Origin of the sequence: Paraburkholderia sediminicola (genome assembly GCF_046026895.1) — a bacterium.
GTDB classification, from domain to species: domain Bacteria; phylum Pseudomonadota; class Gammaproteobacteria; order Burkholderiales; family Burkholderiaceae; genus Paraburkholderia; species Paraburkholderia sediminicola_C.
Window position 1 is genome coordinate 41565 of the sequence record NZ_JAQQEU010000038.1, and the last position, 22840, is coordinate 64404.

Annotated in this window: 23 protein-coding genes; 4 read left to right on the plus strand and 19 right to left on the minus strand. The window is 64.3% G+C overall.

From position 1 onward, the window contains the following. Window positions 1-36 precede the first annotated feature (36 nt). The 8 genes from der to ndk form a co-directional block, all read right to left on the minus strand. On the minus strand, window positions 37-1374 hold the full coding sequence (der, locus tag PQR02_RS24455) for a ribosome biogenesis GTPase Der (protein WP_408237078.1): 1338 nt from the start codon (window positions 1372-1374) through the stop codon (window positions 37-39). A 434-nt stretch (window positions 1375-1808) separates the two neighbouring features. Continuing rightward, a complete protein-coding gene (gene bamB / locus PQR02_RS24460) occupies window positions 1809-2954 on the minus strand; it encodes an outer membrane protein assembly factor BamB (RefSeq protein WP_408237081.1) in 1146 nt (381 codons plus the stop codon). Between the two features lie 75 nt (window positions 2955-3029). Next, window positions 3030-3659, minus strand: coding sequence for a YfgM family protein (locus tag PQR02_RS24465; protein ID WP_408237084.1), 630 nt, complete (start codon window positions 3657-3659; stop codon window positions 3030-3032). A gap of 66 nt (window positions 3660-3725) precedes the next feature. After that, window positions 3726-5066: a histidine--tRNA ligase gene (gene hisS / locus PQR02_RS24470; RefSeq protein WP_408237087.1), complete on the minus strand. Its 1341-nt coding sequence runs from the start codon at window positions 5064-5066 to the stop codon at window positions 3726-3728. Window positions 5067-5086: 20 nt separating this feature from the next. Further along, window positions 5087-6403 carry a flavodoxin-dependent (E)-4-hydroxy-3-methylbut-2-enyl-diphosphate synthase gene (gene ispG, locus PQR02_RS24475; protein WP_408237090.1) on the minus strand — a complete coding sequence of 439 codons (1317 nt, stop codon included), beginning with the start codon at window positions 6401-6403 and terminating at the stop codon, window positions 5087-5089. 84 nt (window positions 6404-6487) lie between these two features. After that, window positions 6488-7591: a helix-turn-helix domain-containing protein gene (locus tag PQR02_RS24480; RefSeq protein ID WP_408237093.1), complete on the minus strand. Its 1104-nt coding sequence runs from the start codon at window positions 7589-7591 to the stop codon at window positions 6488-6490. A gap of 215 nt (window positions 7592-7806) precedes the next feature. Further along, window positions 7807-8958: a dual-specificity RNA methyltransferase RlmN gene (rlmN, locus tag PQR02_RS24485; RefSeq protein WP_408237096.1), complete on the minus strand. Its 1152-nt coding sequence runs from the start codon at window positions 8956-8958 to the stop codon at window positions 7807-7809. A gap of 170 nt (window positions 8959-9128) precedes the next feature. Beyond that, a complete protein-coding gene (gene ndk / locus PQR02_RS24490; RefSeq protein ID WP_184048915.1) occupies window positions 9129-9554 on the minus strand; it encodes a nucleoside-diphosphate kinase in 426 nt (141 codons plus the stop codon). A 287-nt stretch (window positions 9555-9841) separates the two neighbouring features. Between ndk and PQR02_RS24495 the strand changes: the two genes are divergently transcribed. Continuing rightward, the gene (locus PQR02_RS24495) at window positions 9842-10540 is read left to right on the plus strand and encodes a Bax inhibitor-1/YccA family protein (RefSeq protein WP_149668197.1); all 699 of its coding nucleotides are present in this window, start codon (window positions 9842-9844) and stop codon (window positions 10538-10540) included. Between the two features lie 138 nt (window positions 10541-10678). On the opposite strand, the gene PQR02_RS24500 is transcribed toward PQR02_RS24495, so the two are convergent. From PQR02_RS24500 to PQR02_RS24545, 10 genes are all read right to left on the minus strand, one after another. Further along, the gene (locus tag PQR02_RS24500; protein ID WP_408237101.1) at window positions 10679-11452 is read right to left on the minus strand and encodes an MBL fold metallo-hydrolase; all 774 of its coding nucleotides are present in this window, start codon (window positions 11450-11452) and stop codon (window positions 10679-10681) included. A 7-nt stretch (window positions 11453-11459) separates the two neighbouring features. Then, window positions 11460-12599, minus strand: coding sequence for an NlpB/DapX family lipoprotein (bamC, locus tag PQR02_RS24505; protein WP_408237104.1), 1140 nt, complete (start codon window positions 12597-12599; stop codon window positions 11460-11462). 127 nt (window positions 12600-12726) lie between these two features. After that, on the minus strand, window positions 12727-13662 hold the full coding sequence (gene dapA / locus PQR02_RS24510) for a 4-hydroxy-tetrahydrodipicolinate synthase (RefSeq protein WP_408237107.1): 936 nt from the start codon (window positions 13660-13662) through the stop codon (window positions 12727-12729). 43 nt (window positions 13663-13705) lie between these two features. Further along, the gene (locus PQR02_RS24515; RefSeq protein WP_408237110.1) at window positions 13706-14302 is read right to left on the minus strand and encodes a class I SAM-dependent methyltransferase; all 597 of its coding nucleotides are present in this window, start codon (window positions 14300-14302) and stop codon (window positions 13706-13708) included. 9 nt (window positions 14303-14311) lie between these two features. Then, window positions 14312-15514 (minus strand): tryptophan--tRNA ligase, encoded by a 1203-nt coding sequence (locus PQR02_RS24520; protein WP_408237113.1) that lies wholly within the window; start codon window positions 15512-15514, stop codon window positions 14312-14314. Window positions 15515-15520: 6 nt separating this feature from the next. After that, window positions 15521-16183 (minus strand): site-2 protease family protein, encoded by a 663-nt coding sequence (locus PQR02_RS24525; protein ID WP_408237116.1) that lies wholly within the window; start codon window positions 16181-16183, stop codon window positions 15521-15523. Window positions 16184-16230: 47 nt separating this feature from the next. Further along, window positions 16231-16866 carry an L-threonylcarbamoyladenylate synthase gene (locus tag PQR02_RS24530; protein WP_408237119.1) on the minus strand — a complete coding sequence of 212 codons (636 nt, stop codon included), beginning with the start codon at window positions 16864-16866 and terminating at the stop codon, window positions 16231-16233. A 151-nt stretch (window positions 16867-17017) separates the two neighbouring features. Next, a complete protein-coding gene (locus PQR02_RS24535; protein ID WP_408237148.1) occupies window positions 17018-17848 on the minus strand; it encodes a 3',5'-nucleoside bisphosphate phosphatase in 831 nt (276 codons plus the stop codon). A 100-nt stretch (window positions 17849-17948) separates the two neighbouring features. Further along, a complete protein-coding gene (locus PQR02_RS24540; RefSeq protein WP_408237122.1) occupies window positions 17949-18833 on the minus strand; it encodes an alpha/beta fold hydrolase in 885 nt (294 codons plus the stop codon). 82 nt (window positions 18834-18915) lie between these two features. Continuing rightward, on the minus strand, window positions 18916-19851 hold the full coding sequence (locus tag PQR02_RS24545; protein WP_408237151.1) for a ferritin-like domain-containing protein: 936 nt from the start codon (window positions 19849-19851) through the stop codon (window positions 18916-18918). A gap of 306 nt (window positions 19852-20157) precedes the next feature. Between PQR02_RS24545 and PQR02_RS24550 the strand changes: the two genes are divergently transcribed. The 3 genes from PQR02_RS24550 (at window position 20158) to PQR02_RS24560 (ending at window position 22279) form a co-directional block, all read left to right on the plus strand. After that, the gene (locus PQR02_RS24550; protein WP_408237125.1) at window positions 20158-20682 is read left to right on the plus strand and encodes a gamma carbonic anhydrase family protein; all 525 of its coding nucleotides are present in this window, start codon (window positions 20158-20160) and stop codon (window positions 20680-20682) included. A 62-nt stretch (window positions 20683-20744) separates the two neighbouring features. Continuing rightward, window positions 20745-21695: an Hsp33 family molecular chaperone HslO gene (gene hslO / locus PQR02_RS24555; RefSeq protein WP_408237128.1), complete on the plus strand. Its 951-nt coding sequence runs from the start codon at window positions 20745-20747 to the stop codon at window positions 21693-21695. Between the two features lie 203 nt (window positions 21696-21898). Beyond that, the gene (locus PQR02_RS24560) at window positions 21899-22279 is read left to right on the plus strand and encodes a hypothetical protein (RefSeq protein WP_408237131.1); all 381 of its coding nucleotides are present in this window, start codon (window positions 21899-21901) and stop codon (window positions 22277-22279) included. Window positions 22280-22392: 113 nt separating this feature from the next. Here the strand turns inward: PQR02_RS24560 and ftsB are convergent, their stop codons facing one another. Then, window positions 22393-22821, minus strand: a complete 429-nt coding sequence (gene ftsB, locus PQR02_RS24565) for a cell division protein FtsB (RefSeq protein ID WP_408237134.1) — start codon at window positions 22819-22821, stop codon at window positions 22393-22395. Window positions 22822-22840 lie beyond the last annotated feature (19 nt).

Here is a 22840-nt window from a genome sequence, read left to right on the forward strand (position 1 = left end):
CGGGCCCTACGCCCAAACCCAGCACACACGCGGGTTTCAGCCTTTGTCCGCGTAAGGGTTCGTCGACGATCTGAACTCTATTCGCAATGGAGTCCCCGTCAGCTTGAAAGTTTCCCGGAAGCGGTTTTCGAGGTAGCGTTTATACGTTTCGGTGATCGCATCGAGTGCGTTGCCGTGAATCACGATAATTGGCGGATTCTGCCCACCCTGGTGCGCGTAACGCAACTTCGGACGCACCGGACCCCGCCGGCGCGGCTGCTGGAATTCAACTGCATCGATCAGCGCGCGCGTGAGCTTCGGCGTCGGCAGCTTCGCCATTGCAGCGGCGTAGGCGTCGTCGACCGACCGCATCAGCGGACCAATTCCGGTTTTTTCCGCAGCGGAAATGAAATGGAATTTGGCGAAGTCGAGAAATTTTAGTTTGCGCTCGAGGTCGGCTTTGGTGCGCTCGCGCACATGCGGATCGAGACCATCCCATTTGTTCACGCCCACCACCAGCGCGCGCCCCTGCTCCACGACAAAGCCGGCGATATGCGCGTCCTGTTCGGAAATATCCTGGCGCGCGTCGAGCAGCAGGATCACGACGTTCGCATCCGAGATGGATTGCAGCGTCTTCACCACCGAGAATTTCTCGATCGCTTCGAATACTTTGCCGCGGCGGCGCAAACCGGCCGTGTCGATCAGCGTGTACGGCTTGCCCTGACGCTCGAAGTCGACGTAGATCGAATCGCGCGTGGTGCCCGGCATATCGAACGCGATCACGCGCTCTTCGCCGACCAGGGCGTTGATCAACGTCGACTTGCCGACGTTCGGGCGGCCTACGATCGCAATCTTCACGCCGCGCGCTGCTTTCTCGTCGTCGCTTTCTTCCGGCTGGCCGGCATACGCGACTTCGAGCGCCTCGTTGATCATTTCGGTGACGCCGTCACCGTGCGCGGCCGAAATCGCGCGCGGGTCGCCGAGACCCAGCTCGTAGAAATCGGCGGCGACGGTGCTGTACTTCATGCCCTCCGCCTTGTTGACGACGAGGAAGATCGGCCGGCCGACCTTGCGCAGATAGTCGGCGATCGACTTGTCCTGCGGCGCGAGACCATTGCGGCCGTCGACGATGAACACGACGATGTCCGACTCCTCGACCGCCTGGCGAGTTTGACGCGCCATCTCGTGCAGGATGCCGTCTTTCGCGACCGGCTCGAAACCGCCGGTATCGACGACCAGATACGGCCGCTCGCCGGTGCGGCCTTCGCCGTAGTGGCGGTCGCGCGTGAGACCGGGCAGGTCGGCAACCAGCGCGTCGCGCGAGCGCGTGAGACGGTTGAACAGCGTGGATTTCCCCACATTGGGGCGCCCGACGAGGGCAATAACGGGTTTCATCAGATGTTGTTCACGGTGAAACGCGGGATCGAAATCGACCGCCCGCGTAGCGACGCCATGCGGCCGCTACACGGCAGCGTTTGACGAAAATTATCACGAATTCGGCCGGCCCCGGCTGTGCTGTCGATATGCGCATCCGGGCGGACGGGGATTTGGCTGGATGGGCGGCGCCAACGGGCCGCCAGATTCAGTCTTTCTTGCTCGGCGGCTCGCACGCCCGTTCGAGGGCGATGGTCTGCGATGCCGCCGAAGGTGGCGCCGCAAGCAGCCACCGATGGCCACGTGGGCCGTTTCTGATCCGACTGCCGGACCAGCCAGTCCGGCGCAATGCTTCTACTGTGCTGCGATACGACAAACATTCAAAACAAGTTCAACAAAAACGCGCGCGGCCGGCGATGCCGGCCTGCGCGCTTGACGAAGCTCAGCGTGCGCGATCAGCGCGGGCGATAGGCGTAAAGGTCGCCGTCGCGCGTTTGCACCACCAGCGTTTCGCCGGCCAGCACGGGCGCCGCGACAATCGCGCTGCCGTCGGTCTTCACGCGAGCGACCAGCGAGCCGTCGGAAGCCGACAGGAAGTGCACGAAACCCTGATAGTCGCCGAGCACGGCCGCCCGGCCGAGCAGGAACGGCACGCCGAGGTCGCGGCTCTTCAGCTGGTCGTTTTTCCACAGCCGCGAACCGGTGTTCACATCGAACGCCGACACGACCGACCAGTCATCCGCCGCCACCACGGCGCGGTCATCCTGCGCGAGACCGCTCGTGCTCGAGAACGCGGTTTGCCACAGCGCACGGCCCGAGTTCGCGTCGAAACAGCCAATCTGACCCTGGAACGTCACCGCGCAGGTTTGCGAGCCGACCAGCGTGGGCGGACCGGTCACGTCGTTGATGCGCTCCACTTCCGTCACACCCTTCGGATACGACACCGGCGTCTGCCAGTAGGCGTCGCCCGTTTGCAGGTTGATCGCGGCGAACGAGCCACCCGGGAAACCGGCCAGCACCGCAGCGTCACCGGCGAACGTCATGCCCGACGACACGCGCAGATTGAGCGGCACCGCGCGGTTGCGGTAATTCCACTTCTGCTCGCCGGTTTGCGCGTTGAATGCGACGATCTGCCCGTCGACGGTGCGCACCACCACGAGGCCGTTGCCGACCAGCGGCGGCGAAATGATTTCGCCCGGCGCCTTGGCGGTCCACACCTGCTTGCCGTCCGCGCCGAGCACATAGACATCGCCCTTCAGGCCGCCGACCGCCGTGAGCGTGCCGTCGCTGCCGACTCCCGCCGACAGGTCGTCGCTCAGCTTGACGCGCCAGATGTCCTTACCGGTTTGCGCGTCGATCTTCGCAACCGAGCCGTTCGCGCCAGCCGCGAACACCGCATTGCCCACAGCGACCGGCGAGAACAGGTAGCGGCCCGCCTTGCCTACGCTCGCCGTCCAGACCTGCTGCACGTCGAGCACGGGTTTGAACTCGGTGAGCGGCGTCGGCACACGGCGCTCGTCTTTCGTGGATGAGCAAGCCGCCATGGTAAGGACGGTCATCGCACAGATAACGGGCACGGCGTAACGTTTCAGCAGATTCATCGGTGGACGAAGCATTCAGGAAATTAATTAAAGGAAACCGGTTGGTCGTTGCATGCGGCGCTAGGCAGGCGGCGATCAGCCACCCAGCGCGTCCAGCTTGAACTGAATCAACTGGCGCGCCGAGCTGTCATTTTTCGACAGCGAGTCGAGCGCGAGCTTGTAAGCCGTGCGTGCATCGTCGCGCTTGCCCTGCGCGGCGAGCAGGTCGCCGCGGCGGTCCGCCACGATGCCCTTGAACGCGTCGGATTGCGGCTCGGCGAGCAACGCCAGACCCTGGTCGTATGCCTTGTCGTCGAGCAGCAGCGAAGCCATGCGCAGTCTGGCGATCTGCTTGAACTCGTCGTCCTTCGCGTGATCGATGGTCCATTGCAACTGGGCCTTCGCGGCAGCTTCGTCGCCCGCGGCATAGAGCGCCTTGGCGGCGCCCAGCGCGCTCATCTGCGCGTACGGGGTGCGGCTGAACTTGTCTTCCATGTCGGTGGCGGCGCGCGTGATCCTGGCCTTGTCGCCCGATGCCACGGCTTGCTGCACCTGGTCGTACAGCACAGCGGCCTCCGCCGCCTGGCGCCGCTGCCAGAAATTCCAGCCGTTCCAGCCAGCTGCTGCAACCAATGCCACCAGCACGATCCACGTGGTTGCATTACCCCACTGCGTCCACCATGTCTTCAGACTTTCAATCGATTCTTGTTCGTCGTGGTAACTCATTGCCCGGCGATTTCCTCTTTCTTGATACGTGTGCGTGTCGAGCCAACCGGCTCGACGACGTCGCGATCAGTCGTCGCCGTCTTCGGCGGTTGCAACCATCGCATTGATTAGAAATTCGGTCAAGTCTTCAGCGGGCACGTTATGTTGCTCGCTTTTACCGCCGTTAGCATTTGTATCGCGCAGCGGCTTCACGCCGACCGTGCCGTTGGCGATCTCGTCTTCGCCGAGCACCACCGCGAATGCTGCGCCGCTCGCGTCGGCACGCTTCATCTGCGATTTGAAGCTGGCCGTCTGACCGTCGGCGCTGCAATGCAGGATCACGTCGAGCCCCGTATCGCGCAGACGCTCCGCGATGATGAAGGCCTGCTCGCGCGCCGCATCGCCCTGATGGACCACGTACACGTCGCAGCCTTCGGCTTCAGGGACGAGCCCCTCTTCCTTCAGCAATTCGAGAATCCGCTCGACGCCCATTGCCCAGCCGCATGCTGCCGTCGCCTTGCCGCCGAGCTGCTCGATCAGCGGATCGTAACGGCCGCCCGCCGCGACGGTGCCCTGGGCACCGAGCTTGTCGGTCACCCACTCGAACACGGTCAGGTTGTAGTAATCGAGACCGCGCACGAGACGCGGGTTGATCGTGAACGGTATGTTGTTCGCTTTCAGAATGCGCTGCAAACCTTCGAAGTGCGCGCGCGATGCCTCGCCGAGAAAATCGATCAGCTTCGGTGCGTTCTGCGCGACCTGCTGCAGCGCCGGATTCTTCGTATCCAGCACGCGCAGTGGGTTCGTGTACAGACGGCGCTTCGCGTCTTCGTCGAGCACGTCCATGTGCTTTTCCAGGTACGCGATCAGTTCGACGCGATGCGCCGCGCGCTCTTCAGCGAGGCCCAGCGAATTGATCTCGAGCTTGATGCCGGTCAGGCCGAGATCGTCCCAGAGCCGCTGGCACATCATGATGATTTCAGCGTCGGCGTCCGGGCCCGTGAAGCCCAGCGCTTCCACGCCGACCTGATGGAACTGGCGATAACGGCCGCGCTGCGGACGCTCGTGGCGGAACATCGGCCCGATGTACCACAGGCGCTTCGGACCGTCGTACAGCATGTTGTGCTCGATCGCCGCACGCACCACCGCCGCCGTGTTTTCGGGGCGCATGGTGAGGTTTTCACCGTTCAGCGCGTCGGTGAAGCTGTACATCTCTTTTTCGACGATGTCGGTCACTTCACCGATGCCGCGTTTGAACAGCTGCGTGTGCTCGATGATCGGCGTACGGATATTCTGGTATCCGTACGAACGCAGCATCGACTTGACGGTGGATTCGAAAAATTCCCAGAGCCCGGCTTCCTGCGGGAGGACGTCGTTCATGCCCTTCACGCCGGAGAGCTTTTCGAGCTTTTTCTTCTGTTCAGTCATCTGTCTTCGATAGCCGATGTTTAGTTGAGTGCTTCAGCGCGGCCATAGCGGCGCTCGACGTAGTCACTCACGATTTGCTGGAATTCTTGCGCAATGTTCTCGCCGCGCAGCGTCTTGACCTTCTCGCCGTCGATGAACACCGGCGCAGCGGGGTTCTCGCCCGAGCCCGGCAAGCTGATGCCGATGTTGGCCTGCTTCGACTCGCCCGGGCCGTTGACGATGCAGCCCATCACCGCGACGTGCATCTTCTCGACGCCGGGATACTGGTCGCGCCACACCGGCATCTGCGTGCGCAGATAGGTCTGGATTTGCGACGCCAGCTCCTGGAACAGCGTGCTGGTGGTGCGGCCGCAACCCGGGCACGCGATCACCATCGGCGTAAACGAGCGCAGCCCCATGGTCTGCAGGATCTCCTGGCCGACGATCACCTCGCCGGTGCGCGACGCGCCCGGCTCCGGCGTGAGCGAGATGCGGATCGTGTCGCCGATGCCCTCCTGCAGCAGTACCGACAACGCCGCGGTCGACGCGACGATCCCTTTCGAGCCCATGCCCGCCTCGGTCAAACCGAGATGCAGCGCGAATTCGCAACGGCGCGCGAGTTCGCGGTACACGGCGATCAGATCCTGCACGCCGCTGACCTTGCACGACAGAATGATCTTGTTGCGCGCGAGGCCGAGTTCGACCGCCCGTTCCGCCGACCCGATCGCCGACTGGATCAGCGCTTCGTACATCACGCTTTGCGCTTCCCACGGAGCGGAGCGCGCGGCGTTCTCGTCCATCATCTTCGCGAGCAGGTCCTGATCGAGACTGCCCCAGTTGACGCCGATACGCACCGGCTTGTCGTACTTCACCGCGGCTTCGATCATCTGCGCGAACTGCGTGTCGCGTTTCGCGCCGTGACCGACGTTGCCCGGATTGATCCGGTACTTGGACAGCGACTCGGCGCACGCGGGATAATCGCGCAGCAGCAAATGGCCGTTGTAGTGGAAATCGCCGACCAGCGGCACCGACACGCCCATGCGGTCGAGCTGCTCGCGCACGGCCGGCACGGCCGCGGCCGCTTCAGGAGTGTTGACCGTGATGCGCACCAATTCCGAACCGGCTTGCGCCAGGTCCTTGATCTGGATCGCGGTGCCTATTGCGTCCGCCGTGTCCGTGTTGGTCATCGACTGCACGCGCACGGGCGCATCGCCTCCGATGGTGACGAGCTGGCCGCCCCAACGGACATCGACCGCGTGCGACCTGCGCCGCGCAGCCTGCCCGCCGAACACCGGCTCAGTGGAAACGATCTTGCTACTGCATTGGGATTGAGCTTCGGATTGCATCGAAAAACCCATTTACGCCGCACGCGCCGCAAAAAACGTCGCGCCTGAATTGAAAAAGCGCCGCGGACCGGTTGGCCGCGGCGCATACCGTATCTATCAAGGCAACGCGAAGCGCGCCACATTGCCCTTGGCTGCCGAATATTTCGCCGGATCGACCGGCTGGCCGTCGAGCGTCAGCGACTCGAGACCGGCCTTGTTGCCTACCGTAATTTTGAACGGCGCTTCACCTGTCACTTCCTTGGTGTCGCCTGCGTGCACGAGGCCGGAGAATACCTCCTTGCCATCTTTGGCGCGCACGCTGAACCAGCTGTCTTGCGTCACGCGCAGTGCGACGATCGCCTCACCCGCGACGGGCGCTGCCGCTGCCGCCGAGGTTGCCGCCGCCACAGCGGCCGGCGCGCTCGCGAGTGGCGCAGCGGCCTGAACCTGCGAGCCGGCCTTCGGCGCAGCCGCCATTGCCGTGACCGCAGGTGCCGACGACGGCGCTGTACCCGTAGCCAGCGGTGCGGGCATCGGCGTAGCCGACGCTGCGTTTTCCGCTACGGCCGGCGCTTCCGGCGCCGACGCGTCCTCTTGCGCAGTTGCAGCGGCCGAAGGACCCTGCGCGACCGCACCCGATGCACCGTTTGCACCACCTGCGGCCCCGTTCGCGCTTGCCTTCAGACGCGCGAGCCACGCGCTCGAATCGCCACCGTTGGTATGCCACATGGCGAGTGCGATCACCGCGACGACAACCGCCGCAATGCCCCACAGCCACGAGCGGCTTTTCTGCCCGCTGCCACCGAGCGTCAACGACACGCGACCGCGCGGCAAGTCCTTCCCAGACGACGCCGGCATCGACAGATCCGGCGCCGGCACACCCTTCTCGCGGCGCAACGCCTGCGTGAACGGCGCGGGATCGGCGTCGAGCATCTTCGCGTAGCTGCGCACCACGCCGAGCGCGAAAGTCGTGTCCGGCAGATGGCTGATATCGCCCGCTTCGAGCGCGCGCAACTTGACGACGGATACTTTCAGACGGGCCGATACGTCTTCGATCGACCAACCCTTCGATTCACGCAATTGGGTCAAGCGCGCGCCAACCGCCGCCAACGAATCCAGGCCCTGCTGCACAACAGGTTGCACCACCGCCCGAGCGACCGGTGCCGGATGGCTTTCGTTTGTGTCTGTGTCGTGCGGCTGCGGGTGCTGCGGCTCACTCATCCCAAATCCTTTCGCGTCGATTCTTTTTCACTTGTGCAACCCGGACGGGCAAAAGCCTCGCGCCTGAATCGCAGACCGTTTATAACAAAATGCGCGGCCTCATGTGCCGCTTCCGATCGCTTCTGCAAACTTTCTTTTCAATCGACCGCGTCATGAACGACTTTCGCGCGCTCGCCGAATTCCTGGCGAACGCCGACGCCTGCCATGCCGCTCGATTACACGGCGCGAACTTCGATAACCTTGGCCGCCTTCCCGGTGCGCTCAGCAAGCCGCGTGCGGTCCTGCACCGCACCGGCCAGCTGACCGCAGGCAGCGTCGATGTCATCGCCGCGTGTTTTGCGCACCGTGGTGACGACGCCCGCGTCCATCAACACTTGTGCAAACCGCTTGATCTGTTCCGGCTTCGAGCGCACAAGGCCCGATTCGGGGAACGGATTGAACGGAATCAGATTGAACTTGCACGGCACGTCGCGCGTGAGCGCGAGCAGTTCGCGCGCTTGCGCTTCGCTGTCGTTCACGCCGTCGAGCATGCAATATTCGAACGTGATGAAATCGCGCGGCGCGACTTTCAGATAGCGTTGGCAAGCCGCCATCAGTTCGCGCAACGGATACTTTTTGTTCAGCGGCACCAGCATGTCGCGCAACGGATCGCTGGGCGCATGCAACGAGACCGCGAGCGCCACCGGCAGATCGGCGCCGAGCCGGTCCATCATCGGCACGACACCCGAGGTGGACAACGTGACGCGCCGGCGCGACAGGCCGTACGCGTTGTCGTCGAGCATCAGGCGCATGGCCGGCACCACCGCGTCGTAATTGAGCAGCGGCTCGCCCATACCCATCATCACGACGTTCGTGACGACCCGCTCGCCCTTGCCGTCGCCCCCTGTGGCACGGCCGCCGGCCACGCCACGCGACGCGCGCAGCGCGAACTCGGCCATGCGCAACTGGCCGATGATTTCGCCGGTGGTGAGATTGCGGGAGAAGCCCTGTTTGCCGGTCGAACAGAAACGGCAGTTGACCGCACACCCCGCCTGCGACGACACGCACAGCGTGCCGCGCGTTTCTTCGGGGATGTATACGGTTTCAACCGCATTGCCGTTGCCGACGTCGATCAGCCACTTGCGTGTGCCGTCGCTGGAAATATGGTCGCTGACGATGCCGGGCATCGTGATCGCGGCGCGCCCCTTGAGCTTTTCGCGCAAGGACTTCGCGAGATCGGTCATGCCGTCGAAGTCGGCAGCGTTGCACTGATGAATCCAACGCTGCAATTGCTTGGCGCGAAACGGCTTCTCGCCCAGGCTGTCGCAATAGGCGACAAGCCCGTGGGCGTCAAGGTCGAGAAGGTTGACGGTGGAACTGCTCGTCATATCGAATCCTGCCATTTCAGTGCGAGATTACGTTCATGCAACAAGCTGCATGAACGCAATGCCGTTCGCGCCCATTCCTGCTGCTTTTACCTTACTACTTTGCCGGGCGATTCGTGCGATAAATCAGATCGGCGGCCCGAATCGCGCGCGGCGAATCCGCCTGGGGGCGATTAGCGCGAGTAGACGTTGACTTGCGGGAAGAAGAACGCAATTTCAATCGCCGCGGTTTCTGCCGCGTCCGAACCGTGCACGGCGTTAGCGTCGATGCTGTCGGCGAAGTCGGCGCGGATCGTGCCCTTTTCCGCCTTCTTCGGATCCGTCGCGCCCATCAGATCGCGGTGCTTCAGGATTGCGTTTTCGCCTTCCAGTGCCTGGACTACGACCGGGCCGGAGATCATGAATTCCACCAAGTCCTTAAAGAACGGACGTGCGGCGTGCACAGCGTAGAACTTCTCTGCGTCAGCGCGCGACAGGTGAACCATGCGCGATGCCACGATCTTCAGACCAGCGTTTTCGAAACGGGTGTAGATCTGGCCGATCACGTTCTTGGCCACTGCGTCCGGCTTGATAATGGACAGGGTGCGTTCGATCGCCATAAAAACTCCAAAAAATTAAGAGGTTACAGATTCAAATGAATCCGCTATTGTAGCATGTTCCCGTGTATGATTGCGATTGAACCCTTACAGTATTGAAAGGATGCCGGCAGAAGTTGCGAAATACTGGTAGCGTAGGACGTACGCCCGTTTTCGAGGTATTGAAACTCCGTGCTTCCGCGCTAATCTTAGGGGTGAACACTTTGCGCCTGGCGGCAACTACGGCGGCCGGCGCTACACGACCCGCGGTACCACCATCACCAAACACGCTTCCGAGGTAAGGAGAGACCATGAACGAACATCCGTATAGCTTTGGCCGCAACGGCGCCGTCAGCACGGCCGAAACGCGCAACCGCGTGCTACGGAACACCTACTGGCTGCTGGCGCTGTCCATGATTCCGACCGTGCTCGGCGCGTGGGTAGGGCTCGCCACGGGGTTCTCGCTGTTCGCCGCCACCAGCCCGGCGATGAGCATGCTGGCCTTCTTCGCGATCGCCTTCGGTTTCATGTTCGCGATTCAGAAAACCAAAGACAGCTCAGTTGGCGTGTTCGTGCTGCTCGGCTTCACGTTCTTCATGGGCCTGATGCTGTCACGCATCCTGAGCTTCGTGCTCGGTTTTTCGAACGGCCCGTCGCTGATCATGCTCGCCTTCGGTGGCACTGGTGTGATCTTCACGGCAATGGCAACCATCGCCACGGTCAGCAAGCGCGACTTTTCCGGTCTCGGCAAGTGGCTGTTTATGGGCGTGATCGTGCTGCTGCTGGCTTCGGTCGCGAACGTGTTCCTGCAACTGTCGGCGCTGATGCTGACTGTTTCGGTGATGGCGATCGTGATCTTCTCGGCCTACATGCTGTTCGACGTGCAGCGTGTCGTGAACGGGGGCGAGACAAACTACATCACGGCCACGCTGGCGATCTACCTGGATCTGTACAACGTGTTCGTCAACCTGCTCGCGTTGCTCGGCATCTTCGGCGGCAACCGCAACTAAGCCGGACTCGGGGCGACGCGTTCTACGAACGCCCGCCCTCAAAAGTGAAAAGCCCATAACGAGCAATCGTTATGGGCTTTTCTCATGGGTGTCGCCGGGCGGCTGCCGTCGGATACCGCAATCGCGCTCAAACAGGCATCACACGCTCAACCACGCAAACCCGTCATCCTGCGAAGCGACCACCACTTCGGTAGGCGCCGCGCCCAGCACGCCGGCCATCGCGGCCTGCGCCAGTTCCGGCAGATTGTTCTGCTGGCTCAGATGGGCTGCAACCAGATGACGCAGCCGCGAGCGGTCGAGCGATGCGAGAATCTCCGCCGCCGCGTCGTTGTTCAAATGCCCATGATCGCCGCCGATCCGCGCTTTCAACGAGTGCGGATAACGGCTGCCCGCCAGCATCCGCAGGTCGTGATTGCATTCGAGCACCAGCGCGTCGCAGCCGCCCAGCACCGCGCTGATATGCGGCGTGGACGTGCCGACATCGGTCAGTACGCCGAGCCGGCTCGCGCCGTTCGAGAACACGTATTGCAGCGGCTCCCGCGCGTCGTGAGGAACGGTATAAGGGAGGACGCTGAGGTCGCCGATCGCTACCGCTTCGTCGCTCCACAGCACTTGCAGGTCGACATCGGCTTCGTCGGCGCCCACCGCGCGGGCGGTGCCCCAGCTCATGTACAGCGGAATCGACCACTTGCGCGCCAGCGTCAGCGCGCTACCGATGTGATCGCTATGCTCATGCGTAATCAGAATAGCGTCGAGACCTTCGGCGCTCACGCCGATCCGTGTCAGACGCCGCTCGACTTCCCGCCCCGAAAAGCCGCAGTCGAGCAGCACCCGCGTGGTAGTCGCGCCGCTGTGCGCTTCCACTAGCAGCGCGTTGCCTTCACTGCCGCTGCCGAGACTCGCGAAGCGCACGGCCCGTTTAATTCAGTTGCGCGTGCAGCAGCGTCACGATGCGCTGCGCGTCAGACGATGTGTCGATCTGCCCGTTCGCGTCGAGCACCGCCACCTGCGTCACCGTGTCGCCCTTCGAGCGCACATTGACGAGAAATTCCTGACCCGGCTTCTTCGACGAATTGCCGCCGTAGAACAGCTTGCCGAACAGCCCTTCGCGCTTGAGCTCCTGCATCGAGTCCGCGTAGCGCACGTAGTAGATGCCCTTCGCGCGATCACGGTTGTCGACCGTGAAGTTGGTACGGTCGAGCGCGAGGCCCACACGCAGCCACGCGCGATCGAACGATTCCTGCAGATCGAGCGTCGAGGCGCCCGCGCTCTGGTCGATCGTGGTCGGCGCGGTGGCCGGGCGCGCGTCGGTCAGCAGCTGCTTCGATTGCGCTTCGGTCAGACCGAACTTCTCCATCAGCTTGCTCAGGAACAGCGCTTCAAGCGCCGGATCGCGCGGGCGCTCTTCCCAGCGCGACGATGTCTTGTCCTGGCCCGTCATCATTTCTTCCATCGCGCTGTGCGTGATCGAAATGTCGGTGGTGTCGGACGCTCCGCGCGACACCAGCGTGCGGAAGCTGTCGCGCGTACCCGACGAGTACGCGAAGTCGATCACCTTGCCGACCGTGCGGCGGAACCAGTCGTCCGGAATATTCGCGCGGTTTTCAGCCCAGTCGGTCGTCATGATGCCGGTGGCCGGCGCGTCCGTTCTCAGGACAAAACCGTTTTCCTGCCAGAACTCCTGCAATTGCGGCCACAGCTGTTCCGGCGAACGGCCGTCGACCACCAGCCAGCGGCGATCGCCGTCGCGCTCGATATGCATGCCGAGCGGGTCTTGCGCATTCGGCTGGCCTTCGGTCGCATTGCCGGCAGCCGTGACCGCGCGCGTGGGCGCGCCGCCGAGCGCCAGATTGGCCGGCGGCGCGACGTAGCGCTGGTCCGTCGGCGAGGTGCTCAGGTCATTCGGGACGGCCAGCGGCGGCGCGCTCGCCGCGACCTTGTAGTTGACGCGGTCGGAAGCGAACCAGTCGTTCAGCGTGTCACAGCCGGCGAGCGTCGTCAGGGCAAGCGCCAGCGCCGCCATGCGGGTTGCGTGGAGGGAAAGTGCGGAACGTTTCATGAGGTCCTTCGTGATGCTGGAACGCGGTGCCTGGTTCTGTGTGCCGGGAACGTGGGCTGGATCGACGTCGGTTAAGGGAATGCCGGTGGCAGTCTTTCGTTGGCGCTGGGTGCCGCGGTCGCTTCGCTTAGCCCAGCAGGCCCGCCTCGCGCAGTGCGCCGCGCACCACTTCGTGGTACTGCGCGTCGAGTGGCGTGAGCGGCAGGCGGATTCCGCCCTGCACACGACCCAGTTGCTGCAATGCCCATTTGGCCGGAATCGGATTCGATTCGACGAACAGGTTCTTATGCAGCGACAGGAGTTTCAGATGAATTTCACGCGCGGTTTTCGCGTCAGCCGCGAGCGCGGCCTTGCACAGCTCGCTCATTGCGCGCGGCGCGACGTTGGCGGTGACCGAGATATTGCCGTGGCCGCCGAGCAGCATCAGCGCGATCGCGGTGGGATCGTCGCCGCTGTAGATGCCGAAGTGCGCGGGCGCGGATTTGATCAGATGTGCGGCGCGATCGATGTTGCCGGTGGCTTCCTTCACGCCGACGATGCCCGGCACCTGCGCGCAGCGCAGGATGGTCTCGTTGCTCATGTCGGCGACGGTGCGGCCCGGCACGTTGTACAGGATCACCGGCAGATCGACGGTTTCGGCGATCTTCGCGAAATGGCGGTAGATGCCTTCCTGAGTCGGCTTGTTGTAGTACGGCACGACCTGCAGCGTCGCGTCCGCGCCGACGTCTTTCGCCTGCTGCGTGAGTTCGATCGCTTCAGTGGTGGAGTTGCCGCCCGAGCCCGCGATCACCGGAATCCGGCCCGCCGTGTGCTCGACCGCGGTCTTGACCATCAGCACGTGCTCTTCGACCGACAGCGTGGCCGACTCGCCGCTCGTGCCCACCACGACGAGCCCGTCCGTGCCTTCCGCGATGTGCCAGTCGATCAGTTTGCGAAACGCCGGCAGATCGAGGCTGCCGTCTTCCAGCATGGGGGTGATGATGGCAGGAATGCTGCCGCGGATCTGAACGCTGCTGGTGCCGGGGTTGCCGCTCTGCTTGCCGCTCTGGTTGCCGTTAGTCATGAAACGCCATGAATTTGATCAGGTAAACCGCGATTGTAGCGGATTAGCCAGCCAACTCGTAACAAGGCGGGGGTGCCGCTTGCTTGAGGTCGTCTGGGCGCTTTGCCTCGAGAATCGCGCAGATGCGCTGGACGTAGGCCGGGCGCGGCTGCGCGAGAAAACCGTCCTGAAACGCGACCACCCTGAGCTGGCCGCGCACCCTGTCGAGAAGCTCGCCGGGTGCGAGCAGAAACGCCGGATTCGAGGGCTTGCCGACGCTTTCATTTCCTTGCGCGAAGGTCTCGTAAACCAGTACGCCGCCCGGTGCGAGCGAGCGCAAAAGACGCGGAAAGAGCGGCCGGTGCAAATAGTTCGTCACCACGACGGCGGCGAATTTCGCCTCGGCGGACAGCGGCCACGCGCCGCCCTCGAGGTCGGCCGCGAGCGGGGTGACGAGCGGCTCGTCGCGCAGCGTGGCGAGCGCGGCCGCATCGCGGTCGATCGCGGTCACCGGGTGCCCCAGCGCCGCGAAGAATCGCGCATGCCGCCCCGCTCCCGACGCGACGTCGAGCACCGCGCCGCCCGCGGCGACCAGATGCTCCCAATCGCGCACCCAGCGCGACGGTTCACCCAAGCCGTGGACGGCGGCGGACGTGCTCATCGCTGCGGCTCAGCTGTACGACAGGCCCATGGCCTCGCGGACGTCGCGCATCGTTTCCGTGGCGAACTTGCGGGCCTTGTCGCAGCCGTCGGCGACGATCGCGCGCAGCAGCGACGGATCGTCCATGTACTTCTGCGCGCGCTCGAGCATCGGCTGCTGCTCGCGCAGAATGCCTTCGATCACCGGCTGCTTGCAGTCGAGGCAACCAATGCCCGCGCTGCGGCAACCCTTCTGCACCCACTCGTGCGTCGCTTCGTCCGTATAGACCTGGTGCAGTTGCCAGACCGGGCACTTGTCCGGATCGCCCGGGTCGGTGCGGCGCACACGGGCCGGATCGGTCGGCATGGTGCGGACTTTCTTCGTGATGGTTTCCGCATCTTCACGCAGGCCGATCGTGTTGCCGTACGACTTCGACATCTTCTGGCCATCCAGACCCGGCATCCGCGACGCTTCGGTCAGCATCGCCTGGGGCTCGACCAGGATGATCTTGCGTGAACCTTCGAGGTAGCCGAACAGGCGCTCGCGATCGCTCATCGACAGGCTCTGCGACTCCTGCAACATCGCGCGCGCCTGCTCGAGCGCTTCGTCGTCGCCTTCCTGCTGATAGGCGTTGCGCAACTCGTGATAAAGCTTGGAACGCTTGCCGCCGAGCTTCTTCGCGGCTTCGTTGGCCTTCTGTTCGAAGCCCGGCTCACGGCCGTACAGGTAGTTGAAGCGGCGCGCGATCTCACGCGTCATTTCGACGTGCGGCACCTGGTCCTCGCCGACCGGCACGAGCGAGCCGCGATACAGCAGGATGTCGGCCGCCATCAGCACCGGGTAGCCGAGGAAGCCGTAGGTGGACAGGTCCTTGTCCTTCAGCTTCTCCTGCTGCTCCTTGTAGGTCGGCACGCGTTCGAGCCAGCCGAGCGGCGTGCTCATGCCGAGCAGCAGCGCCAGCTCCGCATGCTCGGGCACCTTGCTCTGGATGAACAGCGTAGCCTGCGCCGGATCGATGCCGGACGCGAGCCAGTCGGTCAGCACGTCCCACACGTTCTTTTCGATCACTTCGGGCGTTTCGTAGTGCGTCGTCAGCGCATGCCAGTCGACCACGCAGAAGAAACACGGGTATTCGGACTGCAGCCGCACCCAGTTTTTCAGCACGCCGTGATAGTGGCCGAGGTGCAGCGACCCGGTGGGCCGCATGCCGGAGAAGATACGGTCTGGGAACATGGTTGTTTAGAAAAGCGAAACAAGTGGAGTCAGGATTGCGGTAATCGCACTGTAGCCGAGCGTAACGAGCGGGTTCAGCCAGTAGCGCGTCAGCGTGCCGGTCATGACCAGCGCCATGACGATGAAAAAACCATACGGCTCGAGCCGCGCCAGCCCGATCGACTGGCGCGGCGGCAGCAGCGCCATCAATACGCGGCCGCCGTCGAGCGGCGGCAGCGGAAACAGGTTCAGCACGCCGAGCACGAGATTCACGCCGACGCCCGCGCCAGCCATGCGCGTGAAGAACGGTTCGTCGACGTTCAGCACCGCCAAACCGATGCCGAACAGGCCCCAGATCAGCGCCTGAATGAAATTGCACGCAGGGCCCGCGGCCGCGACCCACAGGCTGCCCCAGCGCGGATTGCGCAGGTTGCCGAAAGCCACCGGCACCGGCTTCGCGTACCCGAACATGAACGCGCCGCTCGTCGCGAAGTACAACAGCAACGGAATCGCGATCGTGCCGAGCGGATCGATGTGGCGCATCGGATTGATCGAAACGCGCCCGAGCACGTAGGCGGTGTTATCGCCGAGCCAGCGCGCGACGTAGCCGTGCGCGGCTTCGTGCAGCGTTATCGCGAAAACAACCGGCAACGCGTACACCGCAATGGTCTGTATCAGGGAAGAATCCATAACTCGCTATTGTAACAACGCGATTGCGTGCGTCTGTCCGCTTTCACTCATGCCGTCTCTTCGAGACCGAAGGGCGCGAGCGAGCCGCGCCCCGCCCGCACCAGCACAGGCTCCGCGCCAGTCAGGTCGATCACGGTCGACGGCTCGCACACGCAGGCGCCGCCGTCGATCACCAGATCCAGCTGCTTTTCGAGGCGCGCGCGGATTTCTTCCGGGTCGTTCAGCGGCTGGGTTTCGCCCGGCATGATCAGCGTCGAGCCGAGCAGCGGCTCGCCGAGTTCCTCGAGAATCGCCAGCGTGATCGCGTGGTCCGGCACCCGCAGGCCGATGGTCTTGCGCGACGGGTGCGACAGGCGCCGCGGCACTTCCTTGGTAGCCTGCAGCACGAACACATACGGGCCCGGCGTGACCGACTTGATCAAGCGGTACTGGCGGTTGTCCACCATCGCGAAGTTCGCCAGCTCCGACAGATCGCGCACCAGCAACGACAGCAGCTGCTTTTCGTCGAGTCCACGAATCCGCCGCAGACGCTCCGCCGCGTCCTTGTCGTCGAGCTGGCAGGCGAGCGCATAGCTCGAGTCCGTCGGCAACGCGACCACGCCGCCGTCCTTGATGATCTGCACGGCCTGTTTGACGAGGCGCGGCTGCGGGTTGTCAGGGTGAAGCCGAAAGTATTGGGACATGGCGACTAACGATGACGACAGGTAAGCGGCGGGTGAACTGCGGCTGAACTGCGGATCAGCGGCCGCCGGAAGTGCGGATGCGGGCATGCGCCGCGTGCGGCCGGCTCCGGCTGTGATCCGCGCGTGACGTGCCGCTTGGCACGGCGCGCGATCACAGCCAGCGTTCCCAGACAGGCTTGAGATCGGAAGGCAACTGCGGCAGCGCGCCGAGCTCGATGCGGCCTTCGCCGGACGCGTGGAAGTCGGAGCCGCGCGACGCCTCGAACCCGAACCGGCGCGCGACGTCCGCGTATTCGCGGTATTGGTCGGGCGTGTGGCTGCCGGTCACTACTTCGATCGCCTTGCCGCCGAGATCGATGAATTCGGCGAAAAACGCGTCGAATTCGACCGGCGTGTACGCGTAACGACCCGGATGCGCGATGATCGCCTCGCCGCCGGCGGCCTGGATCCAGCCGACCGCGTCGGCCAGTTTGGCCCAGCGGTGCGCGACGTAACCCGGTTTGCCGTCGCCGAGATAGCGGTTGAACACGTCTTGCGTGGAGCTGGCGTAACCGCTTTCGACCATGAAGCGGGCGAAATGCGTGCGCGAAATCATGTCCGGGTTCGACACGAATTTGAGCGCGCCCTGGTACGCGCCGGGAATGCCGAGCGCGTCCAGCTGCTCGCCCATGGCTTCGGCGCGCGCGGCGCGGCCGTCGCGGGTGCGCGCCAGACCGTCGATCAGGATCGAACTCGCCGGATCAACGCCCAAGCCGACGATGTGCACGGTACGCGACGCCCACGTCACCGAGATCTCGACACCGCTCACGTAGCCCATGCCGAGCGCCTCGGCGGCGGCACGCGCTTCCTCCTGGCCGCCTACCTCGTCGTGGTCGGTCAGCGCCCACAGTGTCACGCCGCCCGCGTGCGCGCGGCGCGCGACTTCAGCCGGCGCGAACTGGCCGTCGGAAACGGTGGAGTGGCAGTGGAGATCGGCGTTCATCGTGGTCCGGGAAAAGTTGATCATCCATTTTACTGCAACGCAGTAAATGGGCGCAGAGCTATCTCGCGCGGAGGCCGACGTCTGCCGAGATTGGCGGCGTTCAGGCGCAAAATCCCTCGATCAGCGCGGCCACCTGCTCCGGCTGGTCGTGGTGCACCATGTGTCCCGCTGCGTCGATGATCGTCTCGCGCCAGTCCGGGAACGCCTGAAAGCGCGCCTTGAATTCGTCGAGCGGAATCTCGCCGGCGATCTGCGCGAGCGTCGGCGAGTTGGCGGCCTCGACGTGCAGTACCTTCGCGCTCACCTTGCGCCATACCGCCATCACTTCGTCGAGCCGGTAGAGCGTCGGCCCGCGCAGCTTGTGCGCCGGGTCGGCGAGCAGCATGAAGCGCCCTTCGCCGTCGGGCTTGGACCAGTGCTGCGCGAGAAACTTCGCGCGCGCAGGGTCGAGCCGCGGATTGGTCTTGATCAGGCGGGCGGCGACCTCGTCGAGCGACGCGTAGCGCTTCAGCTGCGGCGGATCGCGCAGTTCGTCGAGCCAGTTGCGCAGGCGCCTGGGCGCTTGCGCCGAGTACGACGGCGCGAGCCCGAAGCCCTCCAGGTCGACCACCCGCCGGACCCGCTCCGGCCGCACTCCCGCATACAGGCAGACGATGTTGGCGCCCATGCTATGGCCGACCAGATTCACTTCGCCGGCCAGCGCGTAGTGGTCGAGCAGCGCGTCGAGATCGGCGACATAGTCCTGGATCCAGTAGTTGCCCCCGCCGCGCTCGGCCACCGGCCAGTCCGACAGGCCGAAGCCGCGCATGTCCGGCGCGATCACCTGCCAGTCGCCGCCCAGCGCATCGACCACGAACTGGAATGACGCCGCCACGTCCATCCAGCCGTGCAGCATGAAGAGCATGGGCGCGTCGGGATTGCCCCAACGCCGTACATGCAGACGGACGCCGCGTACGGCGACAAATTCGGATCGGGAAGTATTCATGAACGGCGCGTCAAAAAAAGAATGGTCGTTCTATTATAGAGATGGCTGGCAAGACGTGGCGGTCGGATTATTGAACATGCACTCAGTCGAGCGCGGTCGGTGGGCCCGGCTGCTGGGCGTCGAGATGCGCCAGCGCAGCGAGCTCCGCTTCGTCGAATCCGGCGTCGCGGCGCGCTTCGAAATTGAACGGACCACGTAATTTCGGCGCGTGATACTGGTCGGCGAGTCGCGTGTACGTCGTGTGCGGGTCGAGGCCGCCCGCGTCGCACAGATGCCGGAACCAGCGGTTGCCGATCAGCACATGGCCGATTTCATCGCGCAGGATCACATCGAGAATCGCCGCGGATGCCTGGTCGCCTGCCTGTTGCAGGCGCGCGCGGATCGGCGGTGACGCGTCGAGGCCGCGTGCCTCGAGCGTGCGCGGCACCAGTGCCATACGCGCCAGCACGTCGCCGCGGGTGCGCTCGCACATATCCCACAGGCCGTCGTGCGCGGGAAAGTCGCCGTATGCGTGGCCGTATTCCGCGAGCCGCGCGGCCAGCAGCGAGAAGTGATAGGCCTCTTCGGCGGCGACCTTGAGCCAGTCGGCGTAGAACGCGGCGGGCATGCCGGCGAAGCGCCAGACGGCGTCGAGCGCGAGATTGATCGCGTTGAATTCGATGTGCGCCAGCGCGTGCAGCAAGACTGCACGGCCTTGCGCCGATTGCATGCTGCGCCGCCCGAGCTTGCGCGGTTCGACCAGCTCGGGCCGCATGGGGCGGCCTGGCAAGCCGGGCGGCTCGTCGAGTTCGAGGCCGGCTGCACAGGCGGCGCGACCGTCAAGCACGGCGCCATATAACGCGCGGGCCGCGGCTGCCTTCGCGGCCGGATCGCTTTCGCGCAATGCGGCCAGTGCGGCGGTTCGCGCGCAATCCGGCTGGGCCTGGGGGTGCGGGACGGACGCAACGGCTGCTGCCGGTGAGCCGGCTGAGGCGATTGAGGCGGTTGACACTGGCGAGGCGAACGGAGCAGCGGACATCATGGCAAGCGGATCGGCAAAGGAAGCGGCGAAGGACGCGATGGCCTGCGCCGCAAAAGAAAGATCGGGAAGCGGGACCGGTGACAGCGCAATCGGCCCGCCAGCCCGAACAACGGCCTGGCGAACCTTCCCGCAGCCGCGCGCGGCGGCCCAAGCACACAAACGTTTACAATACTCGATTCGACCGTTCGGCGCCCGTCGCGCCGGCTACGCGGGACACCCCCCGGTCTGGCAGCACGCGGCGCGCGGCTCACTGCCCCACCCCGCGTGCGCCTTGATCGATCAAGCGGATCAAGAGGAGACACTGTGACGATTTACAAGCTTGGCGAAGCCGCCCCGACCATCCATGAAAGCGTGTTCGTTGCTGATTCTGCGAATATCGTCGGCAACGTGACGCTCGGGGAAAACGCGAGCGTCTGGTTCGGCGCGACGATCCGCGGCGACAACGAGCCGATCACGATCGGCGCCGGCAGCAACGTGCAGGAAAACGCCGTGCTGCACACCGACCCCGGCTTTCCGCTGACGATCGAGTCCAACGTAACGGTCGGCCACCAGGTGATGCTGCATGGCTGCACGATCAAGGAAGGCTCGCTGATCGGAATTCAGGCCGTGGTCTTGAATGGCGCGGTAATCGGCCGCAACTGTCTGGTGGGAGCGGGCGCCATCGTCACCGAAGGCAAGGTGTTTCCCGACAATTCACTGATTCTCGGCGCGCCCGCCAAGGTGGTGCGCGAATTGACCGAGACGGATATCGCCAATATGCAGCGCGGCGCGGCAAGCTATGCCGAGCGCCGCGAGTTTTTCAAGGCGCAGCTCGTACGCATCGGCTAGAAGCCGGCGCGCGCGGCGCGCACGGTGCGGCATCACGCCGCGCCATTCCACGAGGAAAAGTTGTGAGCGACCAGTTGCAAAAATTCATGTTCAGCGCGGCGCCAGTGCGCGGCGAGATCGTTTCGCTGCGCAATACGTGGCAGGAAGTGCTGACGCGGCGTGATTATCCGGCGCCGGTGCGGACGATTCTGGGCGAAATGATGGCCGCCTGCGCGCTGCTGTCGGCGAACCTCAAGTTCGACGGCACGCTCGTCATGCAGATTTTCGGCGACGGCCCGATCAAGATGCTGGTGGTCCAGTGCGGCTCCGATCTATCGATGCGCGCCACCGCCAAGCTGTCCGGCAACGCGGACACCACGATCGACGACACGAGCTCGATGGTCGAGCTGTTGAACGCGAGCGGCCACGGCCGCTGCGTGATCACGCTCGACCCGGCCGACAAGCAGCCCGGCCAGCAGCCGTATCAAAGTATCGTGCCGCTGTCGGGCGTGGATGGCCCGCTCGGGTCGATGGCCGAAGTCCTCGAACACTACATGCATCATTCGGAGCAGCTCGACACGCGCCTGTGGCTCGCGGCGAATACCGAGCGCGCAGTCGGCATGCTGCTGCAGAAGCTGCCGGGCGACGGCGGGATCGTGCCGCATCCGGGCGAGCTGGACGCGGATACGTGGGAGCGCGTTTGCACGCTGGGCGGCACGCTGTCGCAAGAGGAGCTGTTGAAGGAAGAACCGGAGACGGTTTTCCGCCGCCTGTTCTGGCAGGAAAACGTGCAGCATTTCGAACCGGCCACCGCGCGTTTCGAGTGCACGTGCTCGCGCGAAAAAGTCGGCGGAATGCTGAAAATGCTCGGCCGCGACGAAGTGGACGGCGTGATCGAAGAGCGTGGCCACGTCGAGATCCATTGCGAGTTCTGCAATCAACGTTATGAATTCGACCCGGTCGACGTGGCGCAACTTTTCGTCGCCCATGCACTCTCACAAGGCGTGACGCCCGCTGCCGAGCAGCGGCATTGAAGCCGCTCTGAGCCGGCTTCCGCCGGGGCGGGTGCGACGCCCGCTGAACGGCGCTCCAGCGCGCTTGCGCGACGGCAGTCACCACCGCGCCGCCCGTTGTCTTCACGGCCCGGGCGGTGCTGTATCTTCGATCATTGCGTTGAATCATTGGCATTGCGCGCCGCGCACGTTTTGCTTAGGCGTCCGACCGATGGAGTTCGAACATGACACGCCCTGTTTCGCTGCTACGCAACGCGCGCACGCTTATCTTGCTGGCAGTCATCGCGGGAAGCGCGGCGCTGACCGGTTGCGCGATGAACCCGCCGGGCCCCTCGCAAATCTTGAGCCGCCTGCCAGCCGATCAAGCGGATACGGCCAGTACCGCCCCATCGCTGACACCCGAAGAGCGCGCACGCTATGACGCGATCGACCGTCAGGTGATGTTCGAGCAGGATCAGACCATTGCCGCCGAAAACGCCGCACAGGCATGGTCGCGGTACTATTCGCCGCCCGTTCGCGTGTTTGGCAGCTACTCCACCGGCGGCTGGGGACGTGGCTGGGGGACGGGTATCGGCGTCGGCTTCGGGCCCAACTGGGGCTGGTAGTTGGGGCTGGTAGTCCCGGCATCAGCCTTAACGCGAGCGCAAAGAAAAAGGCGCGGTTCAGGAATGAACCGCGCCTTTTTTGCATCCTTCTTGCCAACGCTAACCGGCAAACCTCAATGCGTGGCTTTCTCCTTGGCCGCCTTCCCGCCATGCTTGCGATCCGGCTTCGCACGCGACTCGGGATTCGGCACCACATGCAACGGCGCCGCCGACACCTCGCCACGCGTGGAGGTGGTCGCCGAAGGCGTGTTCGCGCTCGGCAACGGCGCATTCGGCGAGACGAATTGCACGAACACTTCGCCGTCCTTCACCATGCCCATTTCGTAGCGCGCCCGCTCTTCGACAGCGGCGGTGCCGTTCTGCAAGTCCTGGACTTCGCCCTGAATACGCTCGTTGCGCAGCTTCGCATCGGCATTCTTCTGGAGCTGCTGCGCCAGTTGCTGCTGCAACTCGTGCACGCGCAACCAGCCGCCATGGCCCCACCAGAGCGGGTACTGGATCAACACCAGCAGAACGATCAGGACAGCAGTGACAAGCCGCATGAAGTAAGCACAATAAATA